Source organism: Mycolicibacterium grossiae (assembly GCF_008329645.1).
Lineage (GTDB): Bacteria > Actinomycetota > Actinomycetes > Mycobacteriales > Mycobacteriaceae > Mycobacterium > Mycobacterium grossiae.
Genome location: NZ_CP043474.1, coordinates 802,944 through 823,735, shown reverse-complemented (window position 1 = coordinate 823,735; position 20,792 = coordinate 802,944). Strand labels below are relative to the sequence as shown.

19 protein-coding genes, 1 tRNA gene and 1 other RNA gene are annotated in these 20,792 nt (G+C 72.1%); 10 read left to right on the top strand and 11 right to left on the bottom strand.

Features of this window, described 5'->3' with window-relative positions:
• Positions 1-6: 6 nt before the first annotated feature.
• Positions 7-1,662, bottom strand: a complete 1,656-nt coding sequence (locus FZ046_RS28115) for a hypothetical protein (protein WP_170292387.1) — start codon at positions 1,660-1,662, stop codon at positions 7-9.
• A gap of 76 nt (positions 1,663-1,738) precedes the next feature.
• Positions 1,739-3,877: a beta-glucosidase family protein gene (locus FZ046_RS04045; protein ID WP_070356232.1), complete on the bottom strand. Its 2,139-nt coding sequence runs from the start codon at positions 3,875-3,877 to the stop codon at positions 1,739-1,741.
• A 92-nt stretch (positions 3,878-3,969) separates the two neighbouring features.
• On the opposite strand from FZ046_RS04045, the gene FZ046_RS04040 reads away from it, so the two are divergent.
• A complete protein-coding gene (locus FZ046_RS04040) occupies positions 3,970-5,025 on the top strand; it encodes an ATP-dependent DNA ligase (protein ID WP_070356231.1) in 1,056 nt (351 codons plus the stop codon).
• A complete protein-coding gene (gene ligD / locus FZ046_RS04035) occupies positions 5,025-6,077 on the top strand; it encodes a non-homologous end-joining DNA ligase (protein WP_070356230.1) in 1,053 nt (350 codons plus the stop codon). Before FZ046_RS04040 ends, ligD begins: the two co-directional genes overlap by 1 nt.
• Before the next feature lie 18 nt (positions 6,078-6,095).
• On the opposite strand, the gene FZ046_RS04030 is transcribed toward ligD, so the two are convergent.
• The 5 genes from FZ046_RS04030 to FZ046_RS04010 all read right to left on the bottom strand — a co-directional run bounded on the left by FZ046_RS04030 (position 6,096) and on the right by FZ046_RS04010 (position 9,772).
• Positions 6,096-6,374, bottom strand: a complete 279-nt coding sequence (locus tag FZ046_RS04030) for a hypothetical protein (RefSeq protein ID WP_149484188.1) — start codon at positions 6,372-6,374, stop codon at positions 6,096-6,098.
• 126 nt (positions 6,375-6,500) lie between these two features.
• Positions 6,501-7,568: an NAD(P)H-dependent amine dehydrogenase family protein gene (locus FZ046_RS04025; RefSeq protein WP_070356228.1), complete on the bottom strand. Its 1,068-nt coding sequence runs from the start codon at positions 7,566-7,568 to the stop codon at positions 6,501-6,503.
• A gap of 103 nt (positions 7,569-7,671) precedes the next feature.
• Positions 7,672-8,688 carry a S1C family serine protease gene (locus FZ046_RS04020; protein ID WP_070356227.1) on the bottom strand — a complete coding sequence of 339 codons (1,017 nt, stop codon included), beginning with the start codon at positions 8,686-8,688 and terminating at the stop codon, positions 7,672-7,674.
• Positions 8,689-8,767: 79 nt separating this feature from the next.
• Entirely contained in the window at positions 8,768-9,607 is an 840-nt protein-coding gene (locus FZ046_RS04015) for a lipid uptake coordinator LucA (RefSeq protein WP_070356226.1), read from the bottom strand.
• A 79-nt stretch (positions 9,608-9,686) separates the two neighbouring features.
• Positions 9,687-9,772: transfer RNA gene (locus FZ046_RS04010), tRNA-Ser, on the bottom strand.
• A 92-nt stretch (positions 9,773-9,864) separates the two neighbouring features.
• Here FZ046_RS04010 and ffs point away from each other — a divergent pair.
• The 3 genes from ffs to FZ046_RS03995 all read left to right on the top strand — a co-directional run bounded on the left by ffs (position 9,865) and on the right by FZ046_RS03995 (position 13,285).
• Positions 9,865-9,961: signal recognition particle sRNA small type (gene ffs / locus FZ046_RS04005), an RNA gene on the top strand.
• A 22-nt stretch (positions 9,962-9,983) separates the two neighbouring features.
• Complete coding sequence (locus tag FZ046_RS04000; protein ID WP_070356234.1) at positions 9,984-11,270, top strand: aspartate aminotransferase type Ic; 1,287 nt, start codon at positions 9,984-9,986, stop codon at positions 11,268-11,270.
• 38 nt (positions 11,271-11,308) lie between these two features.
• The gene (locus FZ046_RS03995) at positions 11,309-13,285 is read left to right on the top strand and encodes a DNA polymerase III subunits gamma/tau (RefSeq protein ID WP_149484187.1); all 1,977 of its coding nucleotides are present in this window, start codon (positions 11,309-11,311) and stop codon (positions 13,283-13,285) included.
• Here the strand turns inward: FZ046_RS03995 and FZ046_RS03990 are convergent.
• Together FZ046_RS03990 and FZ046_RS03985 are read right to left on the bottom strand one after the other, a co-directional pair.
• Complete coding sequence (locus FZ046_RS03990) at positions 13,282-14,595, bottom strand: class I SAM-dependent methyltransferase (RefSeq protein ID WP_070353319.1); 1,314 nt, start codon at positions 14,593-14,595, stop codon at positions 13,282-13,284. The genes FZ046_RS03995 and FZ046_RS03990 overlap by 4 nt on opposite strands.
• Positions 14,592-15,980, bottom strand: a complete 1,389-nt coding sequence (locus FZ046_RS03985; RefSeq protein ID WP_070353320.1) for an FAD-binding oxidoreductase — start codon at positions 15,978-15,980, stop codon at positions 14,592-14,594. The genes FZ046_RS03990 and FZ046_RS03985 overlap by 4 nt, the downstream gene beginning before the upstream one ends.
• An 89-nt stretch (positions 15,981-16,069) precedes the next feature.
• Here FZ046_RS03985 and FZ046_RS03980 point away from each other — a divergent pair, with 89 nt between their 5' ends.
• Complete coding sequence (locus FZ046_RS03980) at positions 16,070-16,507, top strand: SRPBCC family protein (protein WP_070353321.1); 438 nt, start codon at positions 16,070-16,072, stop codon at positions 16,505-16,507.
• Here FZ046_RS03980 and FZ046_RS03975 read toward each other — a convergent pair.
• Positions 16,504-17,268 (bottom strand): Rv3717 family N-acetylmuramoyl-L-alanine amidase, encoded by a 765-nt coding sequence (locus FZ046_RS03975; RefSeq protein ID WP_070353322.1) that lies wholly within the window; start codon positions 17,266-17,268, stop codon positions 16,504-16,506. The genes FZ046_RS03980 and FZ046_RS03975 overlap by 4 nt on opposite strands.
• Before the next feature lie 124 nt (positions 17,269-17,392).
• On the opposite strand from FZ046_RS03975, the gene FZ046_RS03970 reads away from it, so the two are divergent.
• The 4 genes from FZ046_RS03970 to FZ046_RS03955 all read left to right on the top strand — a co-directional run bounded on the left by FZ046_RS03970 (position 17,393) and on the right by FZ046_RS03955 (position 19,990).
• The gene (locus FZ046_RS03970; protein WP_070353323.1) at positions 17,393-17,725 is read left to right on the top strand and encodes a YbaB/EbfC family nucleoid-associated protein; all 333 of its coding nucleotides are present in this window, start codon (positions 17,393-17,395) and stop codon (positions 17,723-17,725) included.
• 13 nt (positions 17,726-17,738) lie between these two features.
• Entirely contained in the window at positions 17,739-18,350 is a 612-nt protein-coding gene (gene recR, locus FZ046_RS03965) for a recombination mediator RecR (RefSeq protein WP_070353324.1), read from the top strand.
• A gap of 36 nt (positions 18,351-18,386) precedes the next feature.
• Complete coding sequence (locus FZ046_RS03960; protein ID WP_070353325.1) at positions 18,387-18,785, top strand: hypothetical protein; 399 nt, start codon at positions 18,387-18,389, stop codon at positions 18,783-18,785.
• A 320-nt stretch (positions 18,786-19,105) separates the two neighbouring features.
• Positions 19,106-19,990: a hypothetical protein gene (locus FZ046_RS03955; RefSeq protein ID WP_070353326.1), complete on the top strand. Its 885-nt coding sequence runs from the start codon at positions 19,106-19,108 to the stop codon at positions 19,988-19,990.
• Positions 19,991-19,993: 3 nt separating this feature from the next.
• Here the strand turns inward: FZ046_RS03955 and FZ046_RS03950 are convergent, their stop codons facing one another.
• Complete coding sequence (locus FZ046_RS03950; RefSeq protein WP_070353327.1) at positions 19,994-20,776, bottom strand: DeoR/GlpR family DNA-binding transcription regulator; 783 nt, start codon at positions 20,774-20,776, stop codon at positions 19,994-19,996.
• Between the last annotated feature and the right edge of the window lie 16 nt (positions 20,777-20,792).

Genomic DNA, 20,792 nt, shown 5'->3' with positions numbered 1-20,792 from the left:
CCGGCGCTACCCGTCGGCGCCGTCGGTACCGTTCGTCGTGCTGCCCACGCCGCCGCGCCCGCCCGCGCCGTCGGCGTCGCCGAAGCCGTTGCCGCCCGCACCGCCGTTGCCGCCGGTGCCCGACGCGCCGCCGACCGCGGAGCCGCCGTCGCCGCCGAACCCGCCGGGCGCCACCAGGCCGCCGGTGTTGCCGGCGCCGCCCGCCCCGCCGACCGCGACGCCGCCCGCGGTGGCGCTGCCGCCGCGCCCACCGTTGCCGCCGTTGCCGGTCAGACCGCCGGTGCCGCCCCGGCCCCCCTGACCTCCGGTGGCATTTCCCGTCGCCGACGTCGCGTCGCCGCCGCGCCCACCGGCGCCGCCGGTGCCCGAGCCGGCCGAGCTGCCGCCGCTCCCGCCGCGCCCGCCGACGGCCGTGCCGCCGACGGTGACGGCGGTACCGCCGTTGCCGGCGTTGCCCGCGTTGCCGATCACCGAGTTGCCGCCGTTGCCGCCGTCGCCACCGATCGCCCCGGTGACGCCGGTGCGGTCGTCACCGCCGTTGCCTCCGGCACCACCACTGCCGAAGTCGGCTCCCGCGCCGCCGTTTCCGCCGTTGCCCGCACGGCCACCCGCCACCGCGGCGCCGCCGTTGCCGCCTGCGCCGCCGTTGCCCGCACGGCCACCCGCCACCGCGGCGCCGCCGTTGCCGCCTGCGCCGCCGTTGCCGGCGAGCGAGGCGCCGTCGCCGCCGTCGCCGCCGTCGCCGCCGAGCGCGGAACTGCCGCCGCTGCCGCCGTTGCCGAACATCGTCGCCGCGTCGCCGCCGTCGCCACCGGTGCCCGACGTGCTGGCGCCGCCGTTGCCACCGCTGCCGGCGATGGCCCCGGCGCTGCCGCCGGTACCGCCCGTCCCCGTGACGCTGCTGCCCCCGTTGCCGCCGTTGCCGAACAGCGCGCCGCCCGCGCCGCCCGCGCCGCCGGCCAGACCGAGTGCGGTGGCCGCACCGCCGTCACCGCCGCGGCCGATCAATCCGGCGTTGCCGCCCGAGGCGCCGGCACCACCGGTGCCGCCATTGCCGAAGAAGAGCCCGCCGTTGCCGCCGGCCACGCCGTCGAGCTGACCGTCGGCGCCGTTGCCGAAGAACAGGCCGCCGTTCTGCCCTGGCAGGACGCCGTCACCGATCAGCAGCCCGCCGGGGCCGATCAGGCCGAGGAACGCGCCCGTCGGCGCCACCACGGCGACCGCCGGAGCGCCGACGGCCGCCAGCGCGGCGGCCGAGATGCCGGGCACGGCTCGATCCGGGTCGTGCCCGCCGCCGGGCGACGGCAGGATCGGCACCAGGCGCGGCATGGCCACCGGGGACGGTGCTGCGCGGCGTGCGGTAATGGCCGACGCCGCCGACACCGCCGCCGAGAAGGACTCGACGACGGCGCCCGACGATGCGTCCGCCACCGCGGCCGGCGGCGCGGTCACCCGGGCGGTGGCGGGGGACGCCGATGCCGCACGGCCGGTCGACGGTTCGAGCGACACCGTCGGCAGCAGCGGGGCGACGGCCGCCGTGCGGAGCATCGCCGGCTCCGGGACGGCCTCCTGCCGTCGGTCGTGCGCACCGCCGGTCAGCAGCCCCGCCGCCACCACGCTCACGGCTGCCGCCGTGCCCACGGCACTCCTGTAGTTCGTCATCTCGGCCCTCTCGTCGGCGCTGTCCGCGGCCGCCATACCCCGAGCCGCCGACACCACACGTCGACGGAGATGACGTCTACAGGGACAGGGGGCGCCGCACCGCGCCGGGGTCGCCGGCGTGGCCCCCGGCCGCCACGGTGACCTCGCCGGCGGGGAGCACGAACCCGTCCGGCGTCCAGCGTTGCAGCGGGCGCAGTGAGCAGCCCACCGTGACGGTCGCGCGCTCGCCCGCCGCGAGGGCGACGGAGGTGAAGCCGACGAGGTGGTGCACCGGCCGACCGTCGACGTCGCGCACTGCGTAGAGCTGGACGACGTGCCGGCCGGCGCGTCCGCCGGTATTGGTGACGGTGACCGTTGCGTCGACGCGCTCGCCGTCGACGTCACCGAGGCTCAGGTCATCGACCGCGAACGTCGTGTAGCCGAGGCCGAAGCCCAGGGGATAGGCCGCTGCCACACCGTCGTGGTCGAGCTTGCGCTGCCCCCACCAGCGGTCGTAGTCGACCGTCGTCGCGCGCCAATTCGGCTGCGGCACATGAGCTTGTCGACGGGGGACGACGACGGGCAGCCGTCCCGCGGGCTCGGCGTCACCGAACAGTACGTCGGCCAGCGCCCGGCCGCCCTCCATGCCCGGGTACCACGCCAGCAGCAGCGCGGCGACGTCGCGGTCCCAGGGGTCGACCACCACCGTGCCGCCGCCGATGACGACGACGACGGTGCGCGGGTTCGCGGAGGCGACCGCGCGGATCACCGCCACGTCCTCGTCGTGCAGCCGCAGATCCGACCGGTCGCCGCCGAACGTCCACCAGCGTTGCGAGACGTCGAACAGCGCGCTCGCGGCGCGCGCGACGAGCGGCCAGCGCAGCACGCCGCCCAGCAGCCGCATGGTGTCGGCGCCGGGCGCGATGAGCGCCTCGCCCTCGTCCTTCGGTGTCAGTCCCACGACGACCACGGCGACGTCGGCGTCGCGGGCGAGTGCGGCGGCGCGGGTCGGGGAGGCGTCCGCCGGTGCGGTGACGACGCGTTCCCCGAGCCGCTCCCGCAACCCGTCGAGCACCGATGCGGTGGACGGCGCGCGCACCCGGGACGAGCCGGTGTCGCCGAGGTTGGCCTCGTCGGCCAGCCGACCCAGCACCGCGATGCGCGTGGTGTCCGCACCGAGCGGCAGCAGCGGGGTGCCGTCGACCCGATCGTTGCGCAGCAGCACCGTCGCACGGTGGGCGACCTCGCGGGCCAACGTACGGTGCTCGGCGCCGGCGACCACGCTGCGCGGCGGCGTCGGCCGGGCGCGGGCGGTGAAGTCGAGCTGCGTGCGCAGGATCCGCACTGCGGCGCGGCGCACGTCCGCGCGCGCCAACGCGCCCGAGCGCAGCGCGGCGGGCAGCGTCGCGGCGCGCTGCTGGCGGGCCGGCATCTCGACGTCCTGCCCGGCGGCGACCGACGCGACCGGATGGCGCAGGCCCCACACCCAGTCGGTGTGCACGAAGCCGCGGAAGCCCCACAGCCCGCGCAGCACCTCGGTGAGCAGGTGGCGGTTCTCGCCGGCCCACGCGCCGTTGACCGAGTTGTACGCGCTCATCACAGAGTCGACGCCGGCCTCGACGGTGCGGCGGAAGTGCGGCAGATAGCGCTCGTGCAGCACGTCCTCGGCGACGCGGACGTCGACCGTGAAGCGCGCCTCCTCCATCGAGTTGAGCGCGAAGTGCTTGACGCTGGTGATGACCCACGGGCGGGCACCCGTGGTCGCGGCGGCACCCATCTCGCCCAGCAGCAGCGGGTCCTCACCGTAGGACTCCTGAGCGCGACCCCAGCCGGGGAACGGGGCGACGTTGACGCACAGCCCACCCCACAGGGTGGCGCCGAGCGCCCGCGCCTCCGCGCCGATGGCGGCGGCGACCCGGCGCTCCACGTCGACGTCCCACGTGGCGGCGCGGGCGATGGCGACCGGGAAGCTCGTCGACGGGCCGATCGCCACGCCGCGCGGGCCGTCGGTGAAGCGCAGGCCGGGGATGCCGACGCGGTCGATGCGCCCGGCCGTCACGGCGGGGAAGCCGGACCCGGCGCCACGGAAGGTCTCGAGCAGCGTGCGGTCACCGTCGAGCAGCCACAGCAGCTCGTCGTCGGTGAGCAGGTCGGCCAGTGCGGCGGCCGCGTCGTCGGCGCTCGTGTCGCCACGCCGGACCTCGTCGACGGCGGCGGCGAAGGGGGTCTCGGGCATCTCTTGCGACGGTACCGATCCGGAGCGACCGCGATGAGTCCGGCGGCGACGGGTAGTCAGTCCACCCGAACGTCGTTGACCGATGACCCAGGATGGAGACCGTGGACCTTCCCGTGCTGCCGCCCGTCGACCCCATGCTCGCTAAGGCCGCGGCGAAGGTCCCCACCGAGCCGGGCGCGTGGTCCTACGAACCCAAGTGGGACGGCTTCCGCGCCCTGGTGTTCCGCGACGGCGACGAGGTGTCGGCGATCTCGCGCAGCGGCAAGGACCTGGGCCGCTACTTCCCGGAGCTGCTCGATGCGCTGCGCGACGAACTCGCCGACCGCTGCGTCCTGGACGGCGAGGTGGTGGTGCCCCGCGAGATCGACGGCCGGACCCGGCTGGACTGGGAGTCGCTGAGCCAGCGGATCCATCCTGCCGAGAGCCGGATCCGCAAGCTCTCCGCCGAGACGCCCGCCCACTTCATCGGATTCGACGCGTTGGCCACCGGCGACCGCCCGCTGCTGCGCGAGCCGTTCCGCGTCCGGCGCGAGGCGCTGCTCGACGCCGTCGCGGAGAAGCAGTGGTGTCACGTCACCCGCACCACGTCCGATGCCGACCAGGCCACCCACTGGCTCACCACGTTCGAGGGCGCCGGTCTGGACGGCGTGATCGCCAAGCGGCTCGACGGTCCGTACCTGCCCGGCAAGCGGGAGATGGTGAAGGTCAAGCACGCCCGCGACGCCGACTGCGTCGTGATGGGGTACCGCATCCACAAGAGCGGCGAGGGCGTCGGCTCGGTGCTGCTGGGCCTCTACGACGCCGGCGGTGACCTCCGCATGGTCGGCGGTGCGGCATCGTTCAGCGTCGCCGCCCGCACGAAGATGCTCGCCGAACTCGAGCCGCTGCGCGAGGGCGACCAGGTCAACGACGGCGAGCCGTCGCGGTGGAACTCCGCGGCCGACAAACGCTGGATCCCGGTGCGGCCGGAGCGGGTCTGCGAGGTGGCCTACGACCAGATGGAGGGCAACACCGACGCCGGCCAACGGTTCCGGCACGCCGTGACGTTCGTCCGGTGGCGCCCCGACCGCGATCCGGCGAGCTGCACGTTCGACCAGCTCGACGTTCCGCTGAACTACGACCTGTTCGACGTACTGGAAGGACAGTGATGGCCGCGAAGAGCGTCGCCACCGAGATCGACGTCGACGGCGTGAAGGTGCGCCTGACCAACCCGGACAAGCCGTACTTTCCGGCCCTCGGGACGGCGGGCACCAAGGGTGCGCTGGTGGACTACTACCGCGCGGTGGCCGAGCCGATGGTCGCGCTGCTGCGCAACCGTCCGACGCACCTGCAGCGCTTTCCCGACGGCATCGACGGCGAGGAGATCTACCAGAAGCGGCTGCCGGTGAAGCGGCCCGACTATCTGGAGTCCTGCACGGTGACCTTCCCCTCCGGGCGGACGGCGGACACGCTGATGGTGACGCACCCGGCGGCGCTGATCTGGGCGGCGCAGATGGGCACCGTCACGCTGCACCCGTGGCAGGTGCGCTGCCCGGACACCGAACATCCCGACGAGTTGCGCGTCGACCTCGACCCGCAGCCGGGAACCGACTTCACCGACGCGCGCGAGGTCGCCGTCGGGGTGCTCAAGCCGCTGCTCGACGAGCTGGGACTGACCGGCTATCCGAAGACCTCCGGCGGGCGGGGCGTGCACGTGTTCATCCGTATCGCCCCGGAGTGGGACTTCGTCGCGGTCCGCCGTGCGGGCATCGCCCTGGCGCGCGAGGTGGAGCGGCGCGCGCCGGACGCGGTGACGACGTCGTGGTGGAAGGAGGAGCGCGGCGAGCGGCTGTTCATCGACTACAACCAGAACGCCCGCGACCGCACCTTCGCCTCGGCGTACTCGGTGCGCCGGACGCCGATCGCCACGGTCTCCACCCCGCTGTCCTGGGAGGAGTTGGCCGACGCCGAACCCGATGACTACACGATCGCCACGGTGCCCGGCGTCGTCGCGGGACGGCCGGACCCGTGGGCCGACATCGACGCCCGCGCGCACTCGCTCGAGCCGCTGCTGGAGATGGTCCGCGCCGACGAGGAGGAGCGGGGCCTGGGCGACCTGCCCTACCCGCCGAGCTACCCGAAGATGCCGGGCGAACCGCCGCGCGTGCAGCCGAGCAAGAAGGTCGCCGCGCACTGGGACGACGACGGAAATCGGCGCTGACTCAGTGCACCGATGAACTCAGTGCAGGACGAGCACCCGCTCGGGCGTGCGCATCAACCACGACTCCGGGATCTCGACCGGTTTGCGCCACGACCGGACCGTCGACCACATCGCTACCGATGCGAACTCCAGGGCGCCGAGGAGCATGAGCGGCCATACCGCGCCGGCCAATACGCTGAGGGCAAAGGATCCGCCGCCGCAGGAGAAGCGCGGGGCCATGGTCCGGGCCGCGACGAAGGCCACGGCGGTCGTCACCGCCCAACCGCCCAGGTAGGCCAGTAGCCACGTCGCCATCACGTGAGGTCCCTTCGAGAGTGATCTACGTCTCCCCAGACCCTAACCCCGTTTGCTGGCAGCTAACAAGCCCTTCGTCCCGGCGCGCCGCGGCCCGGATGCAGGGCAAATCGAACCGCTATGGGCGAATCATTTGCTGACCGGTGTCACGCCGCGGGGCAGCGTCAGGGGCAGGTCGACGTAGGTCGCAATGCCCGGCGGCGCGGCCACCACGGCGGCGATGGCGTTGATCGCCGGCATGGCCGTCATGATGTGGCCGAGCACCATGAACTCCTCGAGCGTGGTGGCCTCGAAGTCGGGCGGCGGCAGGAAGCTGATCACGTTCTTCACCGTCGGCCGGCCGTCGACCTGCAGCACCCAGCCGTCCTGCTCGATCTGCCAGTCCGGCTCCAGCGTCTGTCCCTTGCGCCAGCGGACGTTGATCTCCACGACCGTCTTGCCAGCGACGATGCCCTGCCAGCTGGCGGCCACCCCGGCCACGCACCCGGCGGGGATGGTCCACGACCCCAGGTCGAGGTCCTCGGTCGTCTGGGCGTACTCCGCCTCGCAGCGCACCTCGTCGAGATCGACGCCCAGGGCGTCGCCGATGAGCCGAACCGCCTCCCCGAATACACCGGTACCGTGCGCCGTCATCGACTGCAGCTCGGGGTCGTCGATCGGGCGGCCGAAGCCGACGGGCTTCTCGGTGGCGGGCGAGTCGTAGAAGGTGGTGTCCGCGGCCTCGTTCACCGTGACCTTGTCGACCCGGTCGCAGATGCTTGCCGCGAGAATCGCCAGCAAGTTGATGTAGCCGGGGCTGATTCCCGACCCGAACATCGTCGCATTGCCTCGCTGGCAGGCCTCGGCGATCCGATCGCGGCCCTCGCCCTGGTTGTGTCCGGTGATGAACGATGCCGTCGCGACCACGTTGACGCCCGCCGACAGGATGGTGACGAGTTCGTCGACGTCGATCCACATCGGGTTGTAGACGACGCAGTCCGGCTTCAGGGCCAGCAAAGCGTCGACGTCGTTGGTGGCGGTCACGCCCAGCGGCGCGATCCCGGCGAGTTCACCGGCGTCGCGGCCGACCTTCTCGGGTGACCACGCATAGAGGCCGACGAGGTCGAGGTTGGGGTTGGCCGCGATGGCCGCGACGGAACTCTTGCCGACATTGCCCGTCGTCCATTGGACGACGCGGAGGGGAGTGTTGTTTGGCACTCGCTCAGCATAGGGACGCGGCGACGCGCGGACGCGTGGAATCCGTCGATGTCGAGGCGCAGTGGGGTGGGCCGCGATCCCAGTAGTGCGCCGGGAAACGACGTCAGGAGGCGAGCGTCGCCTTGCCGTTCATCGTGCGCCCGGCCCGGTCGACCCACACCAGGTCGACGACGTCGCCGGGGTAGTGCCGGTCCAGCACGTTGGTGAGTGCGGTCGCCGAATCCAGCGTGACGCCGTCGATGCTCACCAGCACGTCGCCGTTGAGCAGTCCCGCCTGCTGCGCGGGCCCGCCGCTCAGCACCTCGCGGAGGATCACACCGGGCACCGACGGGTCCTGGTCACCGCTGCTGACGCCGACGCCGAGCAGGGTCGGCGGGCCGATGTGGACGGTGTCCGAGCGCACGCCCGAGCGGATCTGCCCGGCCACGCCCATCGCATCGTTGATCGGGATCGCGAAGCCCGCCCCGCCGGGACCCATGCGGAAGGTGACCGTCGCGGCCGTCGTGACGCCGACGACGCGGCCGCCGTCGGTGACGAGCGGGCCGCCGGAATCACCGGGGCGCACCGGCGCGGCGAACTCGATGAGACCGGTCATCTGCTCGGAGCTGCCGGTCAATTCGTCCTTGGCGTTGATGGTGCGGCCGAAGCCGGTCACCGTCCCGGCCTCGTTGGTCAGCGGGTTGCCCGAACCCCGGGCGTTGCCGAGGGCCACGACGGCGTCGCCCTCGCTCAGCGTCGACGAGTCGCCGATCGGGGCGGTGGGCAGGCCGGCCGCGCCACGCAATTGCAGCACCGCGATGTCGCGGGAACGGCTGAAGCCGACCAGGTCGGCGGTGTAGCTCTGTCCTGCGACCATCGCGCTGATCGTGTCCGCGCCGGCCACCACGTGGTAGTTCGTCAGCACGGCGCCGCCCGGGTCGATGACGACGCCGGTACCACTGCCGATCGCGTGCTGGTAGTCGATGGTGGTGTCGATGCGGGCCACTGCGGGTTCCACCGTCGCGATGGCCGTGGAGAGGTCCGACGGCGCGGCGCCGGCCGGGGCGGGCGCGACGAGCGCCGTCACCAACGCGACCAGTAGACCGACGACGATCCGCCAGTCGGAGAACACCCTGCGCATGCGCCGCCTCACCTTGCCGAGAACCGTCCCCCAATGGTGACTGCGAGACGTCCGGCTGTCGACGGATCGTCGACGCCGGTCAGTCGTCGAGAGCTACCCCACCGCGGTTGCGGCGAAACAGTCGCGACGACGACTTGCCTGCTGGGCGGCGGTTGCGCAGCCGTCCGGCGGACTCGTCGGTGGGTTCATCGTCGGCCGCCGCGTCGGCGTTACCGGCGGGCGTCTCGTCGGAGCTGTCGGAGGGCGTCTCGTCCGAGCTGTCGGAGGGCGTCTCGTCGGTGACCGCCTCGGCGGGTGGTTCGTCACCCTCGACCGCCTCGGCGGCGTCGTCACCGGCCGGTTCGACAGGCTCGGTCGCCTCGGTGACCCCGGCGGCCTCGGTGACCCCGTCGACCTCGGTGACCCCGTCGACCTCGGTGACCCCGTCGACCTCGGTCGCCGTGCGGCCCCGGCGCCGGGTCCGCTTCTTCGGCTTCAGCGGTCGCGGCGGCGGGGGCGGCAGTTCGGCCGCGTAGGCGAGGTAGAACGACAGCGCCCCGAGTAGCGTCAGCGCGGCGGCCGCGCCGTAGACGGCGAACAGCCACCGACCGGCGTCGTCGAGCGACAGCCAGATCTCACTGACCGCGGCGCCGATGACGAGCACGCCGGCGAGCACCTGCAGCACGATCGAGAGCACGCGCAACCGCAGCGCGAGGGCCGGCGTGCCGTACTCCGGCTTGCGCGACCGCAGCCAGGTGAACAGCACCGGCAGCGCGGCAGCCGCGATGAGCACGCCGCACACGACGCGCATCGCGGTGCCGGGGGTGGGGGACCACTGCCCGAGAAGCTCGTACCAGCGGGGCAGGACGAAGAAGAAGTACAGGCCGCCGGCGAGGACCAGGAACGATGCGTGCCACAGGATCGCAATCCAGCGCCGCATGCTCCTCCTCGAGTCGTTTGGCCGCGGGGGCCGGGGGTGGCCGGCACGTCTGCGCCGAGCCACACCCCGAACCCGAGTGCGGAGGATAGGGGATTTGAACCCCTGAGGGCTGTTAACCCAACCCGCGTTCCAGGCGAGCGCCATAGGCCACTAGGCGAATCCTCCGCGGGCCATGGTAGCCGACCGGGCGGGGACCTTTCACCACCGTGACGCCACCCGGCCGTGGCCGGGCGGGCCGCGGCTGGGTATTACACTCGTCTCGGACCCCGCGCGGCGTCCATCCTGTGAACTCCCCCAGGGCCGGAAGGCAGCAAGGGTCAATGGGCTCTGGCGGGTGCGCGGGGTCCCCTTCATGTCCAGCGGTGAAAGGCGCGCCGTGTCGTTTGAATCCCTCGGCCGCGACGAACTGCAGGCGCAGCACGACGCGCAGCGCCGCAACTACGCCGAACTCCAGGCCAAGGGCCTCGGTCTGGACCTCACCCGCGGCAAGCCGTCGCCTGCGCAGCTCGACCTCTCGAACGCGCTGCTGACGCTGCCCGGCGAGGACTACCGCGACGGGCAGGGCACCGACACCCGCAACTACGGCGGGCTGCACGGTCTGCCGGAACTGCGGGCGATCTTCGGCGAGCTGCTCGGCGTCCCGGTGCCGAACCTGATCGCGGGCAACAACGCCAGCCTGGAGATGATGCACGACGTCGTCGTGTTCTCGCTGCTGCACGGCGGCCCCGACTCGCCCCGGCCGTGGCTCGACGCCCAGCGCGAGGGCGGCCTCAAGTTCCTCTGCCCGTCGCCGGGCTACGACCGGCACTTCGCCATCACCGAGAGCTTCGGCATCGAGATGATCCCGGTGCCGATGCGCGAGGACGGACCCGACGTCGACCTCATCGAGGAACTCGTCGCCGGCGACGCCGCCATCAAGGGCATGTGGTGCGTGCCGGTCTTCTCCAACCCGACCGGCACCACCTACTCCTGGGAGGTGGTGCGGCGCCTGGTGCAGATGCGGACCGCGGCACCGGACTTCCGCCTGTTCTGGGACAACGCCTACGCCGTACACACGCTGACCCGGGAGTTCACCCGGCAGGTCGACGTCCTCGGTCTCGCCGAGGCGGCCGGCAACCAGAACCGTCCGCTGATCTTCGCGTCCACGTCGAAGATCACCTTCGCCGGCGCCGGGGTCAGCTTCTTCGGCGGCTCGTTGGGGAACGTGGCCTGGTACCTGCAGCACGCCGGCAAGAAGACGATCGGCCCCGACAAGCTCAACCAGCTGCGACACCTGCGCTTCTTCGGCGACGCCGACGGCGTGCGCTTGCAGATGCAGCGCCACCAGGAGCTGCTGGCGCCCAAGTTCGCGCTGGTCGCGGAGATCCTCGCCGACCGCCTGGGCGAGTCGAAGATCGCCTCCTGGACCGACCCCAAGGGCGGCTACTTCGTCAGCCTCGACGTGTGGCCCGGCACCGCCAAGCGCACGGTGGCGCTGGCCAAGGACGCGGGTATCGCGGTGACCGAGGCCGGGGCGTCCTTCCCGTACCGAAAGGACCCCGAGGACACGAACATTCGCATTGCGCCGACGTTCCCCTCGCTGTCCGACCTGCGGGAGGCCATCGACGGCCTGTCGACGTGCGCGCTGCTCGCCGCCACCGAGGCGTTGCTGGCCCGCGCCTGATTTCGGCCCGCGTCCGCCCTCCTCGGTAGCCTTCTTCCGTGGCTCTCTACCGCAAGTACCGCCCCGCCTCGTTCGCCGAGGTGGTGGGGCAGGAACACGTCACCGAGCCGCTGTCGAACGCCCTGACCGCCGGCCGGATCAACCACGCCTACCTGTTCTCCGGCCCGCGCGGCTGCGGCAAGACGTCGTCGGCGCGCATCATGGCCCGCTCGCTGAACTGCGAGGCCGGTCCCACCCCGACGCCGTGCGGCGTCTGCGGGTCCTGCGTGGCGCTGGCGCCCAACGGTCCGGGCAACCTCGACGTCACCGAGCTGGACGCCGCGAGCCACAACGGCGTCGACGACGCACGCGAACTACGCGACCGGGCGTTCTACGCCCCGGCCGAATCGCGCTACCGCATCTTCATCATCGACGAGGCGCACATGGTGACGCCGCAGGCGTTCAACGCGCTGCTCAAGATCGTCGAGGAGCCGCCGGAACACCTCATCTTCGTCTTCGCGACCACCGAGCCGGAGAAGGTGCTGACCACCATCCGGTCCCGCACGCACCACTACCCCTTCCGGCTGCTGGCGCCGAAGACCATGCGCGGCCTGGTGGAGCGGATCTGCGCCCAGGAGGACGTCGTCGTCGACGACGCGGTGTTCCCGCTGGTGATCCGCGCCGGCGGCGGCTCACCGCGCGACACCCTGTCGGTGCTGGACCAGCTGTTGGCCGGCGCCGACGGCAACCGCGTCGACTACGCCAGCGCGCTGTCGCTGCTCGGTGCCACCGACATGGCGCTCATCGACGACTCGGTCGACGCGCTGGTCGCCGGCGACGCCGCCGCACTGTTCGGTGCGGTGGAATCCGTGATCGACGCCGGGCACGATCCACGGCGCTTCGCCACCGACCTGCTCGAGCGGTTCCGCGACCTCATCGTGCTGCAGGCCGTGCCCGACGCGGCCGCCCGCGGCGTCGTCGACGCGCCCGCCGACGTGCTCGAGCGGATGCGCGGCCAGGCCGACCGCCTCGGCACCGCGACGCTGACCCGCTACGCCGAAGTGGTGCACGCCGGGCTCGGCGAGATGCGCGGCGCCACCGCACCGCGGCTGCTGCTCGAGGTGGTCTGCGCCCGGCTGCTGCTCCCGTCGGCCAGCGACACCGAAGCCGCACTGCTGCAACGCATCGAGCGCATCGAGAAGCGGCTCGACGTGTCGATCCCGGCCGACGAGGCCGCCCAAGCGGCGGCCATCCACGCCGGTCCGCCCACCAAGCAGTTCACCCGCCGCAGCCAGTCCGCTCCGGAACCCGACGCCGCTGCCGCACCCGCCCCGGCACCCGCCCCGTCGGCCCCGACCCCCGTCCCGGCTCCCGCGCCGCCGACCCCGGCCGCACCGCCGCCCGAGCCCGCCGCACCGCCGTCACCCGCGGTGGCCAACCCTGCGCCCGCGCGGCCCGAACCCACATCCGCGCCGCCCGAACCCGCGCCGCCGCGCGCCATGCCGCCCGCGCCGCCCGCCCGCCCCGAGCCTCCGGCGCCGCGACCCGCCCCGCAGCCCGCTGCCGAAACACACACGGCCACCGCGCAACCCGACGCCGCCACGGTGCGCAGCCTGTGGAGCACCGTGCGCGAGAAGGTGCGTGAACGCCGCCGCCCCACCGACGTCATGCTCGACGGGGCGATCGTCGTCGCCGTGGAGCGCGACACCTTGGTGCTCAGCCACGTCTCGGCACCGCTGGCCAAGCGGATCAACGAGCCGCGCAACGTGGAGATCATCCGCGACGCGCTCAAGGACGCGCTCGGGGTGAACTGGAACATCCGTTGCGAGGCGGGCACGCCCGTCGCCGCCGCTCCCGAGCAGCGTGCCCAGCCGGCCGCGGCACCCATGGCCGCGCCGCCCCCGCCGGACGTGGACGACGAGGAGAGCATGCTCGCCGAGGCGCAGCGGGAGGACCCGGCACCCCGGCGCGACCCGGAGGAAGTGGCGCTCGAACTCCTGCAGAACGAACTCGGCGCCCGACCGCTCGAGCGCTAGGCCGACCACCACGGGCGCAGCGGCAGGCCGCCGTCGTTGCCCTTGTCGTCCAGCTTGACGGCCAGAACCTGGTGCAGCTGCACGACATTGGTCTCGAAGCCCAGCCGCGAGCCGGCCATGTAGAGCCCCCACACCTTGGCGGTGGCCAGGCCGACCTCCGCGACCGCCTCGTCCCAGTGCTCCACCAGATTGCGGCACCAGTCGCGCAGCGTCATGGCGTAGTGCAGGCGCAGGTTCTCCTCGTGCAGCACCTCGAGGCCGACGTTCTGTGCCTCGGTGATGATGCGGCCCGAGCCGGTGAGTTCACCGTCGGGGAACACGTAGCGGTCGATGAACCCGCCGGCCGCCGCGCCGGCGCGGTTGTCCGGCCGGGTGATGCAGTGGTTGAGCATCAGTGCGCCGACGCGCATCTTCGACTGCAGGAAGCGGAAGTACGCGGGGTAGTTCTGCACGCCGATGTGCTCGGTCAGCCCAATCGAGGACACCGCGTCGAACCCCGACTCGCGGACGTCGCGGTAATCGCTGTGCCGCACCTCGGCCAGATCGGCGAGGCCCTCCTCGACGATGGCCTTCTGCGCCCACTCGGCCTGCTGCTTGGACAGCGTCACGCCGATCGCGCGCACCCCGTGCCGGGCGGCGTAGCGCACCATGCCGCCCCAGCCGCAGCCCACGTCGAGCAGACGGTCACCGGGCTGCAGCCGCAGCTTGTCGAACACCAGCCGGTACTTGTTCTCCTGCGCCTCCTCCAGGGTGGCGTCGGCGTCCGGATAGCACGCGCAGGTGTACGTCATCGACGGGCCGAGCACCCACTCGTAGAACGCATTCGACACGTCGTAGTGGTGATGGATCGCCTCGGCGTCGCGGGTCTTGCTGTGCCGCAACCCCTCCACGACGCGACGCCACCGCGGCAGCGCCTCCTGCGGCGGCGGTGCGATCGGCACCAGGTGCTCGACGCCGATGGAGCGGATGATGGTGGCCAGCATGCGCGCCGACGGGAGCTTGAAGTTGAGCTTGTCGGCCAAGGCGCGCAGCAGATCGTACGGGTCGCCGGGATGCACGCCGCGCGGCTCGAGGTCGCCCGCGACGTACGCGCGCGCCAGTCCGAGGTCGCCCGGCGCCGTCGCCAGGTAAGTGGTGCCGCGCGGGGTCAGCAGGTCGAGCCCCACCGCCGCGTCGTCGGGACCCGCCGTGCTGCCGTCGTAGGCGGTGAACTTCAGCGGCAGTTCGTCGCCGGCCACCACGATCTCGAGGATCTCGGCGAGCGTGAGCCGTCCCGTCCGCGGTCCGGTCTGATCCTTGAACGTCGTCACTTGCGCTGTACCGCCTTCGAATAAAGGTCGAGGAGACGAGAATCGGGGTCGTAGGTCTTCTTGACGGTCTCGTAGGCCGCGCCGCCGTAGAGATCGCTGAACTCGTCCGGCGCGTAGTAGGCGTCGGAGTACAGGGACTTGTGCCCGTCCAGTTCGCTGACGCGCTTCTCGATCAACTTGTTGGTCGCGCCCTCCTCGGCGCCGACCGGCACCGACGACCAGAAGCCGACGTTGACGTAGGTGTGCCGCGGCCGGATCGGATACAACGGCCAACCCTCGTCGCCACGCAACCGCAACGGACACAACCAGATCGGCTCGATCGGCACGGTGTCCAGGAACCATTCGACGAACTCGGCGGTGCGCTCGATCGGCAGTTCGACGTCCTGCACCACGCGCTCGCGCGGCGGGCGCCCGTTGCGCTTCTCGATGCGGTCGGCGACGTCGAACTTGCGGTCGTAGGCGACGAGCTTCCAGTACACGCTGCTGCGCCGGTAGCGCCGCGGCCAGAACCGCCGGATGGTCGGGTTCTGCGTGCCGAACGCCCGGGAGCACCAGAACCAGTCGGTGTCCCAGCGCCACAGGTAGTCGTGAATCGTCAGGCGGTCGGTCGTCACGGCGCCGTCGGGACCGTCGTGCTGCAGCGAGCGGTAGTACACCCGCTGCCCGGTGTAGTCGCTCACCGGACCCGGTGTGCCGGTGCGCAGTCCGAGGCTCAGATAGCCCTCGTCGGCGCTGAACACCACGCCGTCCAGGTAGTCGACGGGCGTGCCGTCGTGCTCGCCGCTCGTCACGATGCGGTCCATCGCCGCGACGAGTGCGGACACCGAGTTGAAGCGCAGATGCCGCAGCGCCACGAACGGCTTCACCGGCTCCAGCTCGATCTTCAGCCGCACCGAGTAGCCGAGCGTGCCATAGGAATTGGGGAAGGCGCGGAAGAGGTCCGCGTGCTGGTCACGCGACGCGGTGACGATGTCGCCGGCGCCGGTGAGCACGTCCATCTCCAGCACCGACTCGTGTGGCAACCCGTTGCGGAATGACGCCGACTCGATGCCCAGGCCGGTCACCGCGCCGCCCAGGGTGATGGTCTTGAGCTGCGGCACCACCAACGGCGACAAGCCGTACGGCAGCGTCGCCGCCACCAGGTCCTCGTAGGTGCACATGCCGGCCACGTCGGCGGTGCGGGCGTCGGGATCGACGGCGACGACGCTCGTCAGGCCGGAGACGTCGAGGCCCTTGGTGGTCGTCTCGGCACGCGCGCGGAACAGGTTCGACGTGGGCTTGGACAACCGGACCGTCGCGGTGGGAGGTATCGCACGGTAGCTCGCCAGCAGCCGCTGCACGCCTGCCTCGTGCGCCGACTGCGCGCGGATGGATGCAACAGTCACGCATATACGCTAGTCCCCGGTGAATGCCGGTGCGACCGCACCGGGGGTGGACACGGCACCGACACCGAATCGACGAGGAGTCTTCAACGATGGGACAGGTCAGCGCAACCAGCACCGTCTTGATCAACGCGGCGCCCGACGCGGTGTTCGCCGCGGTCGCCGACTACCAGACCGTCCGGCCGAAGATCCTCTCCGAGCACTACCGCGACTACCGGGTGCTCGAGGGCGGTCAGGGCGCCGGCACCGTGGCCACGTGGAAGCTGCAGGCCACCAAGTCGCGCGTGCGCGAGGTCAAGGCGACCGTGGACGTCGCCGGCCACGCCGTCATCGAGAAGGACGCCAACTCCACTCTGGTGACCAACTACACCGTCGCCCCGGCCGGCACCGGATCGACCGTCACGGTCAAGACGTCGTGGCAGGGCGCCGGCGGCATCGGCGGCTTCTTCGAGAAGACGTTCGCGCCGCTCGGGCTGCGCAAGATCCAGGCCCAGGTCCTGGAAAACCTGAAGGCCGAACTCGAGCGCTAAGCGCTGCGCTGCGGCCGGGTGGCCAGGAAGCCGGCGATGCCGCGGACCACGGCGTCGGCGTACTTCTGCCGGCCCTCGGGAGTCTCGATGAGCGAGGCGTCCGCGCGGTTCTTCATGTTGCCCAGCTCGACCAGGATCGACGGGTACTGGGCGAGGTTCAGACCGGCGATGTCCGACCGGGGCAGCAGGCCGCCCTGGCCGATGTAGTTGGCCGGGACCAGGCCGGCGGCCTGCAGCTGGTCGCGCATCGTGCGGGCGAACTGGACCGCCGGACCGGCCTGCGCGGTGTTGAGCGGCGGGTCGGAGTAGTTGACGTGGAAGCCGCGGCCGCCCTCGGCGGCGCCGTCGGCGTGGATCGACACGATCGCGTCGGGCTTGAGTGCATTGGCCATCGCGGCCCGCTGGTCGACGCACGGACCGGGTCCGGTGTCGTCGCCACGCGACATCGCCGTGCGCACGCCCAGCTGCGTCAGCTCCTGACGGATGCGCAGCGTGGTCTCCCAGGTGAAGGAGTGCTCCGGGTAGCCGTCGTTCGCCGACGTCCCGCTGGCCTGGCAGTCCTTGGTCCCGCCGCGCCCGGTGGGCACTTGATTGCTGATCGAGGCGGGGTTGGCGCCCTGGTGGCCGGGATCGAGGAAGACGATCATCCCGGCGATGCTGGTGGGGGCCGCCGCGGCGTGCGGTGCCGCCGCGGACGAGGCGGCGACGAGCAGGCCGACCGCGGCCGCCGCGCCGACACGCAGGCTGGCATGAACTGGCACGGCGTCACGCTAGCCCGGGGGGCGACTAGTCTTGAACCCCAAATGGGGTCGTGCGCCGGATGCGCAACCACATCGAGACCAACCCGCGATCAACGAGCCGCGATCAACCCGAGGGGACACGTCGATGCAACCCGGTCAACAGCCCGACATGTCAGCGCTCCTGGCACAGGCGCAGCAGGTGCAGCAGCAGCTGATGGAGGCGCAGGCGGCGCTGGCCGACGCCGAGGTGCACGGCCAGGCCGGCGGCGGCCTGGTGCAGGTCACCATGAAGGGCAGCGGCGAGGTGATCGGCGTCGCGATCGACCCCAAGGTCGTCGACCCCGAGGACGTCGAGACGCTGCAGGACCTCGTCGTGGGCGCCGTCAAGGACGCCGCGCAGCAGGTGACGCTGCTCGCCCAGTCCAAGCTGGGTCCGCTGGCCAGCGGCCTGGGCGGCATGGGCCTGCCGGGAGCCTGACGTTTGAAGCGCCATGTTTGAGGGGCCCGTTCAGGACCTGATCGACGAACTGGGCAAGCTGCCGGGCATCGGCCCGAAGAGCGCGCAGCGCATCGCATTCCACCTGCTGTCGGTGGAGCCGCCGGACATCGACCGGCTGACCGCCGTGCTCAACCGCGTGCGCGAGGGCGCGACGTTCTGCGCGGTGTGCGGCAACGTGTCCGACCACGAGCGCTGCCGCATCTGCAGTGACCCGCGCCGGGACGCGTCGCTGGTCTGCGTCGTCGAGGAACCCAAGGACGTGCAGGCCGTCGAGCGCACCCGGGAGTTCCGCGGCCGCTACCACGTCCTCGGCGGCGCGCTGGACCCGCTGTCCGGCATCGGACCGGACCAGCTGCGCATCCGCGAGCTGCTGAACCGCATCGGCGAGCGCGTCGACGGCGTCGACGTCGCCGAGGTCATCATCGCCACCGACCCCAACACCGAAGGCGAGGCCACCGCCACCTACCTGGTGCGGATGCTGCGCGACATCCCCGGGCTCACCGTCACCCGCATCGCGTCGGGCCTGCCGATGGGCGGCGACCTCGAGTTCGCCGACGAACTGACCCTCGGGCGGGCGCTGGCCGGGCGCCGGGCGATGGCCTGATGCGCGGCGCCGCCGCGATGGCATAGGTTGGCCGTCGTGGCGGACGACGAATTCAAGGTCGAGGTCGAGCTGGGCACCGACGAGCACGGGCTCACCTTCTGGGAGAAGCTCCGGAGCCTGGACCTCGACGACGACGCGCGCAAGCGCCTCGGCTCCCGCGTCACCGTCACCCGCGACGGCAACCGCATCCAGCTGTACACCCACACGCTGACCGACGCCCGCGAGGCCGAGCGCACCGCTCGCGGACTGGTGGCCTTCGACGAGGTGCCCGCCGCGTTCACCGTCGCACGCTGGGACGGCGCCGCGCAGGCGTGGGTCGACGTGGCCGACGGCGACGTCGTCGACGAGGACGTCCCCGACGCCCCCGTCCCCGACCCGAGCTACGTCATCCTCGAGGCCTACAAGCCCGAGTTCCTCCGCGACCTCGGGCTGTAGCGCCCGCGCGGGGCCCTCGTCCCCCGTGAGATCCGACTTTTGGTGGGCTGCACTCGCACTTCTCCGCCAAAATTCGGATCCCGCGAGCCGGGTGCCGAACGCCCCCAAGCCACCCCTGCCGTCCCCGTGAGATCCGACTTTTGGTGGGCTCCACTCGCACTTCTTCACCAAAACCCGGATCTCGCGACCCGAGGCCCCCGCAACCCCCACCGCGCCCGTGAGATCCGACTTTTGGCGGGCTCCACTCGCACTTCCCCGCCAGAACCCGGATCTCGCGAGCCGGGTGCCGAACTGTCGGTGGTCCTCGGCACGATGCGCCCATGGGCGAGGTGTTCCTGGGGGGCGAGGCGGTCGCGGCGGGCCGCATGACGCGACACGAATTGCGCCGCTGGTACCAACCGATCTACCGCGGCGTGTACGTCGCCAAGGACGCCGAGGCGTCGCTGCGGGATCGTGCCATCGGCGCCTGGCTGGCTACGGGGCGCCGGGGGGTGATCACCGGGGTGGCCGCGGCCGGCCTGCATGGCGCGCCCTGGGTGGACTCGCAGCACCCGATCGAGGTGCTCGGCGCCAAGTGCACGCCGCAGCCGGGGCTCGTGCCGCGGCTGGAGCGCCTCGAACCCGACGAGGTGCGCCGGCTGCACGGGCTTCCGGTGGCCACGCGGGTGCGCACTGCCTTCGACCTCGGCAGGCACCAGGCCCGGCCGGAGGCCCTCGCCCGGCTCGATGCGTTGATGTGGAATCAGCGCTTCGACGTCGATGCCGTCCTGGAATTGGGCGAGCGGTACCCCCGCAGCCGCGGGTTGCGGCAGCTGCGCGAGCTGCTGCCGCTGGTCGACGGCGGTGCCGCGTCACCGCGGGAGAGCCGGACCCGACTGTGGCTGCTGGACACCGGCTTCCCCCGGCCCGAGACGCAGATCCCGGTACCGCTGGCCACCGGCATGGCCTACCTCGACATGGGCTGGGAGGAATTCTCGGTCGCCGTGGAGTACGACGGCGATCAGCACCGTGCCGACCGCCGACAGTACGTCCGCGACCTCACCCGGCTGCGGATGCTCACCGACCTCGGCTGGACGGTGATCCGGGTGATCGCCGAGGACCGGCCGTCGCAGTGGCTCGCCCGCGCCGAGGCCGCGCTCCGCGAGCGCGGGTGCGAACTCCAGCTCACCGAGGTCCACCGCGTCGTCCGGCGCTGCGCCGCCTGAGCGTCACGCCCCGGGGTCGACGACGTGCACCTGCACGCCGGCCGCGGCGATCGCGCGCAGCTGTGCCGCGTCGGCGCTGCGATCGGTGACCAGATGGTGAATCTGGTTCAGCTCCACCATCTTCGCGAGCGTGATCTTGCCGATCTTGCTGCCGTCCACCGCGACGACGACGCGTTGGGCGTTGCCGGCCATGGCGATCGCGGTCCGGGCCTCGGATTCGTCGTAGGTGGTGGCGCCGCGCTCGGCGGACATGCCATCGGCGCCGAGGATCGCCGTGCCGACCGTGATGGCCTGAAAGGCGTACTCGCTCATGGGCCCGACGGCCTCCATCGTGTTGGCGCGCACCCGGCCCCCGGTGATGAACACCCGGGTGTGCACGTCGACGGCGCAGTCCGCGGCGATCACCAGGGAATTGGTGACGACGGTGAGGTCCGGCCTGCCCTTGAGTGACTTGGCCACCTCGGCGGTGGTCACCCCACCGGTGAGCGCAACGGCCTGCGGCCCGGACGGCACCAGCGCGGCGGCGTGCTGCGCGATGCGCCGCTTGATCGCCACCAGCCGGTGGTCGCGCAGCCGCACCGGGATCTCGCTGTCCGACGGATCCGTGGTGCGCGCGCCGCCGTGCGTACGCAGCAGCAGGCCCTGCTCCTCCAGGTCGGCGAGATCGCGCCGCAACGTCGCCGCCGACACGTCGAGCGCGGCACGCAGTTCGGCCGACGACAGCTGCCCACGGTGGCGCAACAGCGACAACACCTTCCGCATGCGGTCGTTGCGCCGGGTCGACATGCGCTCAATTTAATTG